This is a genomic window from Pseudoalteromonas sp. NGC95, assembly GCF_015864705.1.
Classification (GTDB): domain Bacteria; phylum Pseudomonadota; class Gammaproteobacteria; order Enterobacterales; family Alteromonadaceae; genus Pseudoalteromonas; species Pseudoalteromonas arctica.
The window spans coordinates 1-10,963 of record NZ_JADYWR010000010.1; the positions used below are offsets into that span (position 1 = coordinate 1).

General features: G+C 38.8%; 11 protein-coding genes. 5 read left to right on the plus strand and 6 right to left on the minus strand.

What is annotated here, in order from left to right; genetic code table 11:
- Positions 1–84: 84 nt before the first annotated feature.
- The gene (locus I6E70_RS10725; RefSeq protein ID WP_197188681.1) at positions 85–1,026 is read right to left on the minus strand and encodes a LysR family transcriptional regulator; all 942 of its coding nucleotides are present in this window, start codon (positions 1,024–1,026) and stop codon (positions 85–87) included.
- 108 nt (positions 1,027–1,134) lie between these two features.
- On the opposite strand from I6E70_RS10725, the gene I6E70_RS10730 reads away from it, so the two are divergent.
- Both I6E70_RS10730 and I6E70_RS10735 read left to right on the plus strand, forming a co-directional pair.
- On the plus strand, positions 1,135–2,307 hold the full coding sequence (locus I6E70_RS10730) for an MFS transporter (protein WP_197188682.1): 1,173 nt from the start codon (positions 1,135–1,137) through the stop codon (positions 2,305–2,307).
- Between the two features lie 24 nt (positions 2,308–2,331).
- Complete coding sequence (locus I6E70_RS10735) at positions 2,332–3,471, plus strand: MFS transporter (RefSeq protein WP_197188683.1); 1,140 nt, start codon at positions 2,332–2,334, stop codon at positions 3,469–3,471.
- A gap of 521 nt (positions 3,472–3,992) precedes the next feature.
- On the opposite strand, the gene I6E70_RS10740 is transcribed toward I6E70_RS10735, so the two are convergent.
- The 3 genes from I6E70_RS10740 to I6E70_RS10750 all read right to left on the minus strand — a co-directional run bounded on the left by I6E70_RS10740 (position 3,993) and on the right by I6E70_RS10750 (position 6,166).
- A complete protein-coding gene (locus tag I6E70_RS10740; protein WP_197188684.1) occupies positions 3,993–4,874 on the minus strand; it encodes an alpha/beta hydrolase in 882 nt (293 codons plus the stop codon).
- A 30-nt stretch (positions 4,875–4,904) separates the two neighbouring features.
- On the minus strand, positions 4,905–5,516 hold the full coding sequence (locus I6E70_RS10745; protein ID WP_024593948.1) for a MarC family protein: 612 nt from the start codon (positions 5,514–5,516) through the stop codon (positions 4,905–4,907).
- A 167-nt stretch (positions 5,517–5,683) separates the two neighbouring features.
- Positions 5,684–6,166 (minus strand): GNAT family N-acetyltransferase, encoded by a 483-nt coding sequence (locus I6E70_RS10750; RefSeq protein WP_101216665.1) that lies wholly within the window; start codon positions 6,164–6,166, stop codon positions 5,684–5,686.
- A gap of 107 nt (positions 6,167–6,273) precedes the next feature.
- Here I6E70_RS10750 and I6E70_RS10755 point away from each other — a divergent pair, with 107 nt between their 5' ends.
- Positions 6,274–6,474 (plus strand): hypothetical protein, encoded by a 201-nt coding sequence (locus I6E70_RS10755; protein WP_007586727.1) that lies wholly within the window; start codon positions 6,274–6,276, stop codon positions 6,472–6,474.
- A 58-nt stretch (positions 6,475–6,532) separates the two neighbouring features.
- Here the strand turns inward: I6E70_RS10755 and I6E70_RS10760 are convergent, their stop codons facing one another.
- Positions 6,533–6,727, minus strand: a complete 195-nt coding sequence (locus I6E70_RS10760) for a CPXCG motif-containing cysteine-rich protein (protein WP_039487891.1) — start codon at positions 6,725–6,727, stop codon at positions 6,533–6,535.
- A gap of 287 nt (positions 6,728–7,014) precedes the next feature.
- Between I6E70_RS10760 and msrA the strand changes: the two genes are divergently transcribed.
- Together msrA and I6E70_RS10770 are read left to right on the plus strand one after the other, a co-directional pair.
- Positions 7,015–7,614, plus strand: coding sequence for a peptide-methionine (S)-S-oxide reductase MsrA (msrA, locus tag I6E70_RS10765; RefSeq protein ID WP_197188685.1), 600 nt, complete (start codon positions 7,015–7,017; stop codon positions 7,612–7,614).
- Positions 7,615–7,840: 226 nt separating this feature from the next.
- Entirely contained in the window at positions 7,841–8,755 is a 915-nt protein-coding gene (locus I6E70_RS10770) for a 2OG-Fe(II) oxygenase family protein (RefSeq protein WP_197188686.1), read from the plus strand.
- Between the two features lie 95 nt (positions 8,756–8,850).
- Here the strand turns inward: I6E70_RS10770 and I6E70_RS10775 are convergent, their stop codons facing one another.
- Complete coding sequence (locus I6E70_RS10775; RefSeq protein ID WP_197188687.1) at positions 8,851–10,962, minus strand: TonB-dependent siderophore receptor; 2,112 nt, start codon at positions 10,960–10,962, stop codon at positions 8,851–8,853.
- Position 10,963: the final 1 nt, after the last annotated feature.

Sequence of the window (10,963 nt, forward strand, 5' to 3'; positions counted from 1 at the left end):
ATGAAATGAGGCCGCATTTGAGTTTAGGAATGAAAACACCAAACCAAGTGCACAAAAAAAGCCAGGAGCAAAAGCTACTGGCCTTCAATTAAAACCGTCAACGTATTTTAGGACGGGACACGCCATACTTTTTTGAATACTTGGTTTTGCATTTAAGGCTATTTTAACAAATGCATTAACAGCCGCATTGGTATCTGCTTTTTTAATTTGTAATAGCACCGGGATTTGCGTGAGTACGTCGCTCAGTTTTATAAAATAGCACCCTTCACTATATAATTTACGTACGCAATAAGGCGCAATTGCCACACCAAGGCCAGCAGCTACTTCAGTAACTAATGTTTGCATATGCCTAGGTTGGCTAATAATGTTCGGTGAAAAATGAGCTTGTTTGCATTGCAAAATGGTTTCATCAAAAAGACCAAGTGCTTCCTCTCTATTAAAAATAATAAATGGCTCATTTTTTAGTTTAGCTAAATCAATATTTTTATAATTTGCCAGCGCATGGTTTTGATTAACGATGGCCACCAATGAATCTACATAAATAGTATGACTTACAAATTCATCATTAATTGAATCAGGTAAAGGCCGTGAAAAACCCACATCAATTAAATCATTTTTAAACGCATGTATTTGCTCAGTTGCAGTCATTTCAAACAATGTAACGTGTACGCTTGGGTATTGCTGTTTATATTCTCGAACCAGTGCTGCCATAAAGGTTAAACATGCCGAGCTTAAGTGCGCAATATTAAGTGTACCTACCTGCCCGTTGTGGGCACGTTTAACCTGAGTTTTAGCTTTGTCAGCTAGAGCCAAAATAGCGCGTGCATCTTTTAATAGCTGCTCACCCGCTTGAGTTATTGCAACATCGCGTGAGTTTCTTATAAACAGCACAACATCAAGCTCGCTTTCGAGCTGTGCAATATGCCTACTTATTGCAGGTTGCACGGTGTGTAGCTCTTTGGCCGCTTCTGAAAAACTCTGATGCTTGGCCACGCTGACAAAACTTTTTAATGTTTTAATATCCATTACGCACCTTAAATACATTATTTGCATAGATTCTATAAAATAATATCATTTTTGTTATAGGTAAAGAACTCATACCATAGCGGCATGAGTTAACAACACTAGACAGCTATGACCAAACCTGAACAAAATCAGTCATTAAGTCGATTTATTTTATTACTAATGACCACTGCAATTGCCGCAACAGCAGCAAACTTGTACTACAACCAGCCTATTTTACCGCTTATAGCGAACGAATTTAATTTAACTGATTCGCAACTAGGCAGTATTCCTGCGTTAACACAAATTGGTTATGCGTTTGCCTTATTGTTTATATCTCCTTTGGGTGACTCAATTACCCGCAGGCGTTTAATTACTATTTTGTCGAGCTTATTAGTAGTGGCTTGTAGTGCAGCAATGCTTGCACCTAACTTACCTTTATTACTTATATCGGTATTTTTAATTGGTGTAAGCGCCAATATAACCCAGCAATTAATACCCTTTGCAGCATCGCTTGTATCGAGCGAGCAAAAAGGTGCCACGTTAGGCACATTAATGATGGGCTTAACCATCGGTATTTTGCTTTCAAGAACGTTAAGTGGGTTTGTAGGTGAGCAATTTGGTTGGCGAAATGTATTTTTAATGTCGGCAGTACTCGCGGCATTATTTGGTATATTACTGCGCGTGTTTTTACCTAGCAATAAGCCACACACTAATTTGCGTTACTGGCCTCTCATTAAAAGTACGTTGGCGTTGTTTATTAAACATAAATCACTGCAGCATTTTACACTTTCGGGCGCATTTTGGTTTGCATCATTTAATGTGCTTTGGGCAACACTTGCAATTTATGTAAGTAACGAGCCATTTAACTACAACGCTCAACAGGCGGGTTTATTTGGTGTAATAGCATTGGCTGGCGTAATTGGGGCTAAGTCATCGGGTAAATGGGTCAGCAAACTAGGATCTAAAGCTCTAATTATGATTGCACTTACGCTTGCGGCAATCGGCTTTGCTATTACAGGTTTGTTTAATGGCAGTTTAGCGTCGTTAGTTATTGGCATTATTTTAATCGACTTTGCCATATTTAGTGCGCAAGTGGCTAACCAAGTGCGTGTTTTTAGTATTGACCCCACTGCGCAAAGTCGCATAAATGGAATTTACATGCTGGGTTATTACATTGGAGGCGCTGTTGGCTCAATGGTTGGTGTTAAAGCATTTGCACTTTATCAATGGCCTGGCGTTATTGCTGTAAGCATTATATTTATTTTGCTAAGTGGTGTTTTTAATTCATTTGCTAAAAAGTAATCGCTTAAAATTTAAGGAGTAAAAATGAGTATGTTAAAAACAGCGGGTAGCTTTACATTACTGTGTATTGCCAGCTTAACTATTATGGTGGGAACCCTACTTGCGCCAGGTTTAGTAAGTATTTCACAAGGATTAGGTATAGCCGATAACACCGTACTTTTAATTACGTTGCCATCGTTAGGCGCTGTGGTTTTTGCGCCGCTAGCAGGAAAATTAATAGATAAATACGGAGCTTATAAACTTTTAGTAATTGGGTTATTTTTATATGGGGTTGCAGGTGCCAGCGCTTACTTTTTAAAAGGCCCAACGCTTGTATTTGCTAATCGATTTTTACTCGGCGGTATAACTGCTGTGGTAATGGCAAGTTGTACGGTTTTAATTTCTGCTTGGTACACAGGCGAAGCACGCCTTGGCATGATTGCAAAACAAGGCATGGCGATAGAGTTAGGCGGTGTTATATTTTTATTTTTAGGCGGATTATTAGCGTCGCAATTTTGGGCGCTGCCATTTTTACTTTATTTAATAGCGTGGGTATTTTTGGCCATGCTTTTATTATTTGTGCCAAGTAAAAACTCACTGGCTAGTAATAACGATGAAGTGTCAGAACATCTACACCACAAAGCTAATAATGGTCTCTCGTTAAAAAGCGTTTATGTAATTTCAACACTCGCGATGACCATATTTTTTACGTCTACTGTGTTACTGCCCATTACAATGAACGAGGAAAACTTTAACGAATCACAAATAGGTCAACTACTCGCATTTATATCTTTAGTGGCTGTAGTTACCGCAGGCTTTATGCCTAAAATAACAAAGAAGCTTGGTGAGCCCAAGGTTTTGGCATTTGCCTTTTTAGCGTTTAGTTTATCGTATATTTGTTTTACACAAGTAAGCACCCTACTTTTAATTTTAGGCGCAATATTAATAGGTATAGGATTTGGTTTTAGTATCCCGCTTTTAAACCATATGACGGTAGAGCTCAGTGATGTGAAAGTACGCGGCCGTAACTTATCGTACTTTACGATGGCTGTATTTTCGGGTCAGTTTTTTACCTCATTTATGCAGTACATACCTGGTGGTGAAAAAAACGTATTTATAATTTGTAGCGTTTCAGCATTTATAATTGCACTGGTATTGTTTTTTAAATCGATCAAAGCAAAGTAGTCGTAACTTAAAAAAGAGCATTTTTATAAATGCTCTTTTTTATCTAAACCTCCCGCTTTATTATTTGCACTACCTTACTGATTACTTTTTTTTAATTTGACTCTATTGCTAAGTTTAGCATTATAATAACATTTAGTATGATGTGTTCTTTTGCTATAAAGCCACCAGCTAATTTATATTAACTGCATTAAGAGTGTAAAAAGATGGTGAAATTATATTGAAATTGCAAAGTACTTACACTGATTATTGCTGATCACAAAGGCGTAAGGATGATCAAAAGCAGTAACAAATAGATGCGTATATGCTCATAGGTACGTACTGCATTCTAACTCAATAGCTACGAACTGTATATAAACACAGTGCGCGTATTTCCTGTGCAAATATAAATTAAACCAACTTCCCTTTGTAAGTCGTTAATAATATTAAACTAAGTAAAGTGCTATAAAGCTGATTGAGCATTCTAAATACACAAAATAGTGGCAACTGTATATACATACAGTTGCCACTTAAACCTATCTAACCTACTTTTTAATAAACGCACTATAACCAGCTAATGCCTTTGATACACTAAGTGGTGGATTATCTGAATGCTCAGCACCTTCGTTTATAGCGCTTTGCCACGCAAGGTTATTATTAGGGTTTGCTTTTAAAGCAGACTCTAAATTATTAAACGCTTTTAACATTAACGGATGCTCTGCTCCACCCACCGAAAGATATAAATAAGTAGGCGCCTTAACTTTGTTAGCTTGAGTAGTTAAAAATGCTTCTACATTATTAACCACTGTCATATCGTCATACCAAGCCGCTGGGCTAAATGCAAAGTAGCCATTAAACAGTTCAGGCCTTGTATGCAGTGTATAAAGTACAAAGCTGCCACCGGCCGAAAAACCACTTAATACACGGTTATTACTAAGCTTATATTTTGCCGATAAATACGGGAATAACTCAGTTTCAATAAACGCTAAAAACTTGTCGGCTTCACCATTAGGCTCTATTAGTGATTCGCCCTCAGGGCGCGCTTGTGTATTTACATCTTGACGAGCATAAGGAGGCACTAAATCGCGATTACGTGTATCTGTAAAAAACAAATTAGGAATAGACACCAATATAGCCTTATCCCCTTTTTCGCTCTTAGCTTGTTTTGTAAGTGCTTTGTCCCATGTATCTAAATTAAAGTTGCCATCGGTTTTAATAATTAACGGATACGCTTTTTTAGGATTGTAATTAGCGGGTAATCTTATAAACACTTTGCGCGACTCATTAAGCACGCTTGAGTTAATTGTTACGTCTGTATAGGCCGATACATAATGGTTGTAATAGCGTATGGCTAAAATACCGATAGCAAAAATGACTACGGCTAAACTTAAATTAATAAAATAGTGTTTTGTTATTTTTATTGCCATGCGGCGTTCCTTCAAATGTTTAAGAGTTATTTAATCGAGCTTAACCCATTGTTTTATTTCAAGCGCGGTCATAATAAGCTCAACCGAAAATGCGGCTAAAATCATCCCCATCACACGCGTTAAAATAGACGCGCCGCCAGTACCAATAAGCTTAATTATTTTACCAGAAAGCAGCAACAGTATTAAAGTAATACCCAACACACCAAGTGTAACAAGCGCTGTGCCTATCTGAGTAGTAATTGGGTGTATGTGGTTGTCGGTAAGTAGTATCACCGCCAAAATAGCGCCAGGGGTCGCAGTTGCTGGTATAGCTAGCGGAAACACTGCTATATCGTGATCGGGGTCTTGTTTAGCTTTGTTAGAATCGTTTCCAAATATCATTTGCAGGCCAAACAAAAACAATATAATTCCGCCCCCTAATTGAAACGACACCAACCTAATTCCCATCGCATTAAGTATTAGCTGCCCTATTAAAATAGAACCCAATAGTACGCAACCAGCATAAAGGACCGTTTTAAAGGCTGTTTTACGACGTTGTTGATCTGTTAAATGAGAAGTAAGCGCAGCAAACAGCGCCATAGTGCCTATTGGGTCAATGGTAGCCCAAATAACAAGCGCATCTTGAGATAGTTTTTCTAGCATATAAAATCCTTGTTAAGCGTAAATATTTAATAAAACACGGGTAACAAATTCATTTGCTTACGCTTAACTATAATAGAAAGCCGTTATTTTTTGTATTTAATTTACACTTGGAGGCGTTGACCTTTCAGGATTGAAAAAAGGTAAGCACTTATAATTGTAGTATTGAGTTAAAGTGATTTATGCCAAATAGAATTTTCTCTTAAGCTAAAACCTAACTTAATAAGTAAATTATGTGAACGTGCATTGTGTGCACTTACCTCAGCCGATAAATGTTTAAGCGGAATATCCTTAAGTAGCGCTTCAATAAAACCAGTGACTACTTCAAACATTACGCCTTTATCCCAAAAGTCGGGGTGCAGCTCAAATCCTATAAATGCACTACTTTTACACGGCGTTAAATTATAAAGCCCACAAGTACCCATTAACTTCCCAGATGTATTATGTTCAATTGCAACTCTAATCACTTCGCCTTCGTAGTAGGCACTAATATCATCTTGTATTAATTGTTTGATTTGTGTTTTGCTGAGCGGTGTTTCGTAGTCGTTAAATTCTGACACATGCGGGTGGTTTAAAATATTAAATAAACACGCAGCGTGTTTGTGGGTAATTAAACGCAGCGTAACGCGTTCAAGCTTTGTGGTATTAAACATTTTATTTAAGTGGTTAGTTAAATTAGCTCTTTATGGGCAGGCATTATTAACTTACCATACCCCATTAACAAGCATTATCTTTAAAGCAAAAAGAGTAAGAGAACGTAATGAGTGACGATTTTCAAGTAATACAACCCACTACCACAGTATATTGCCCAAAGCGCGGCGAAGGCTGGACCTTAACAGGCATTACTAATATTAACGAGTTTACCTCAGTAATGTTTGACGGCACACGCTATACACTTCCGGCACGCGAAATAGTAGAAGAACTTCTCCCTAACCAATTAGCGCGTGAGCAAAATAGCTAACCAAACACATACACAGTAAAAAGGCTGCAATTTTGCAGCCTACTATCTAATTAACGGGTTAAAACGCATCGTCTTCGCTGTAAACATTAACGCTTAGCTCGTCATCATTTTCAAATACCACAAACGAAATAGGCTTACAGCATACTTGGCAGTCTTCTATGTATTGCTCATCAATATCTGCTGCATCAAGTAATACTTCTATACTTTCTCCACAATAAGGGCAGCTTATTGATGTTTCTGTTAACTGGTTCATTTATCACCTGCTAATTTATATCACGAATGTTGTCACTTTAATGAACACGTAAGCATAATTCAACACCCCATTAAATAACGCATACTTGGCTAACCCAATTAAACCGTGCTACTAACTAAAAAGTGATCTAAATACCAGCTTTACGTTTATAAAACATCTTAAGCACATTGGTTTGCACCATATATAAGTTAGCCAGCTAAAACTATGCCTCTACAATGAAATAGTATTAGCACTTAGCGGGTCTAACTTCATAAGTATTTAAACTCACACTTTAGGTGGATAATTTTATGAAAAAATCACTCGCACTCGCATTAACATCTGCCGCAATATTGTTTAGCACATTTACTCATGCAGCTAAAACCGAAAAAGCCGTTTTAGCTGGAGGTTGCTTTTGGTGTATGGAAAGTGACTTTGAAAAGCTAGAAGGCGTAACCGATGTAATATCGGGCTTTACTGGCGGCAAACTTAAAAACCCGACATACAATGGTAATCATAAAGGCCATTACGAGGCTGTAGAAATTACTTACGATCCAGCCATAGTAAGCTATCAAGGTATACTTGATCATTACTGGGTAAATATTGATCCTTTTGATGCCAGAGGCCAATTTTGCGATAAAGGCCCTAGTTACTTAAGCGCTATATTTGCACAAAACGACGAACAACGTAAATTAGCTGAAAAAACAAAAGCAGCTGTTGTAGCCGAGTTTCCTAATCAAACTGTGGTTACACCTATACTAAACGCAAGTACCTTTTACCCTATTAAAGGGAGGGAAAGCTTTCACCAAGATTATTACAAAAACAACCCAATCCGATACAACACCTATCGTTGGCGTTGTGGTCGCGACAGCCGCCTAGAAGATATTTGGGGCGACAGAGCAACTCACTAGTATTTATTAAGCAACTTAAATTACACCAATAAAAGGCTGCGTATTGTGCAGCCTTTTACATATCTACAAAGCTAGCTTTCTCTGCTTCAAAAAGTATACAAATCTTCATTATCAATAAATAGTATATTCTGTTTCCTAAAGCAGGCTGTTTATCTACTAAATCAAATGCAATAAATTGCACTCCTAAATTGATATAAACCAAATTCAACAACTGGAGTTACACAAAATGTTTGCCAATCAATTACAGCTAGCGCGTGCTCTAGAGTTACCAACACGCCAAGCCATGCTTTACCGTGAACCAGCAGTACAACAATTTTGGAATAACAACACCGACCTAATTACAAACGCGTGGAGCGAATGGGAAACAACATCAATAGATGGCTCAACGTTTACGCTTGACGACACACTACTTGATAAAAACCTACGCAAAGCAGTAAAGCAAGCATGGGAAGATCCATCAAAAGAGCTGGCCGTAAAAGCGTTATTACACGAAGTAGCGCCTGATGTATTTCAATTTCAATTTTTTGATCCAGAGCGCCTTGCCGTATTACGCGGGTATTTAGAACAAGTATGGAATTCGCAAATTCCTATGCGCCCACCATATGGCATAGTGTTAAATCGCCGTGGTGCCATGCTTGATAGCCGATCAGAAGGTTATTTAGCAGCGCCAAGCTTTCAAGCGTTTTATAACGAAATACTAAACACTTATATGCGCCCTATTTCGCGTATGCTGTTCCCGGAGGTTACGGGGTTTGATACACAAACATTTGGTTTTTCTATTTATTATGAGCCAAACACAGATTCGTCAATTCGCCCACATACCGATGCATCGGCCGTAACGCTTAATATTAACTTAAACTTACCAGGCGAAGAGTTTACAGGGTCAGAAGTTGACTTTTATCACCCGTACACAGGCGACATTAAATCACTTACGTTTAAGCCCGGCACTGCCATGTTACATCGTGGCAATATTGCACACGCAGCAAAGCCCATTACCAGTGGTGAGCGAACTAACTTTGTTTTGTGGTTGTATGGAGAACGCGGGCGATTACCAGCACAAGGTGCACCACGCATTCCTATTGATGCTAAACAGCGCTGGATTAACCCTAAAAAGACGAACGACGGCTATGCACCATTTTAATCGAGTTATTAACTAAGTTTTTAACTAAGCTTTTAACTAACAAAAAGGCTGCTTAATTTAAGCAGCCTTTTTGTTAGTATCTTTTTAGTTTACGTTTAAAACTTATACGTTGCAGATAGCCTTACACTTCTGGGTGTGCCCGGTTGAACCCATGCATCAGCAAATGAGTTAGTGTAATAGGTTTCATCAAACAGGTTATCTACCTCTGCACGCAAGCCAATTGACTTAGTCACATCAATATCTATAAAAGTACGCGCTGTTGTATAGCTTGGTAGCTCAAAATCGGTACCAAAAAAGCCGTTTCGAGAGTCTACATAAACTAAACCTGCGCCAAACTTAATTGCTTTGCCATATAACTCGGCTGATTTAACAAGCTGTAAACTAAGTTGATGTTTAGGAATATTTAATAAAGAACTACCCGCTTCAACGGTATAGCCAAAGTTAGCATCAAAAAATGAGTTTTCAATAGTTGCATCAACATACGCATACGATAACCAAAGGCTTACATCATCCGTTAGCTCACCGTTTATATCAATCTCTATGCCTTTGCTTTGTGCTTCCCCTATTGCAGCAAAAGTAAATGCAGTGGGGTCGTCAACCACCAGCATGTTGTCTTGCTCTACTTTAAACATCGCGATAGTGCCAAATAAAGCGCCATCGTTTAAAGTAAATTTAACTCCCAACTCTGTTGAAGTAGATTGATTTGGTTCAAACCCATCGCCATTTGTATCAGTGCCTGATAAAGGCCTAAAGTTTTCGCCATAAGCGGCATAAACAGATACAAACTCGCTCGCCTCATACACAACACCTAACTGGGGGCTAACACGTGACTCATTTTGTTTTGATTGTGTATCAGCTAAACGATTATTGAGTGTTTGCTGGTAGTCATCAAAACGTATACCAATACGTACATCAAGCTTATTGGTTAGGCTTATTTGGTCTTGAATAAATACACCTAACGACTCTTGCACTTCTAACTTATCGGTATTGGCCGTTGGCGTAGGTAACTCATACGCTCCATATACAGGATTAAAAACATTTATATACTGATCGCCACGTACACGAAGAACAAATTGATCATTTTCGAACTTATCAGAATCAACACCAATTATTAAACGGTGATCCAACCCTGCAACCTCTAAATTACCTGTCACTTCGGCTCTAAATACCTGATATTTTGCATTGTAATGACGGTAGCGCCTAAAGCGATTTACTTCGCCATCAATCACGCCATCAAAACCGGTTTCGGTAGCAAACCCTTCAAGCGAAGTATCACGGTAGTTAGCGCCCAGCAATACGCTCCAATTATCATTAAAGTCATGAATAAACTCTAATTGATGGCCAAGTACGTCAGCCTCTATTGGGCCATCACCTGGCTCACCTAAAAAGCGGCTCTGTGGTATTAAACCAAGTTCGCCATCTATGGCTGATACGCCTCTATCAAAAGGGACCTCTTGGTCGCTGTATTCAAGCTCATATATTAGCTGGCTATTATCATTAATATTCCATGTTATTGATGGGCTAAAGCCTTGTTTAGTTGTCTCTATTGTATCGCGAAAGCTTTTTGCGTCTTCATAAAAACCAACCAGTCTAATTGCTACGTCGTCGCTAAGGGGCGTGGTGTAATCTACATCAGCGCGGTAAGTATCAAAGCTGCCTACGCTTAGCTTTAGCTCGCCGCTTGTATCAAACGTTGGGCGCTTAGTAACGAGATTTACTGTACCGCCAGGTTCACCACGGCCAAATAAAGCAGCACGTGGACCTTTTAACACCTCAACCGATTCAATACCCGACAAATCACGTGAGCCACCAAAACCACGCCCGGCATTAAACCCATTGACAAGGTAATTGCTTGGCAAGTTTTCATCGCCTACAAAGCCACGTAGCGCAAAGCTATTCCAAAGCCCACCAAAGTTATTTTGACGCGCTACCGATGCCGATAAATCAAGCGCTTGATTTAAATTTATAGCACCTGCGTTTTCAAGCGCTTCTAAATCTATTTTTAATTCTGATTGCGGTGTTTCTAAAGGGCTAAAATTGCCTTGATAAGCTTGGCGCGAGCCAATCACTGCCAATCTTTCTATAGAGCTATTATTTACGCTGTCATCCTTTGGGGTTTGTTCAGCAGCCATAGCGTGGCTGCTAAACAAACTGACTAAGCATGCGCTTAAATAGCTGAGCTTTAGCCCATTTTTATTGGTATTCATT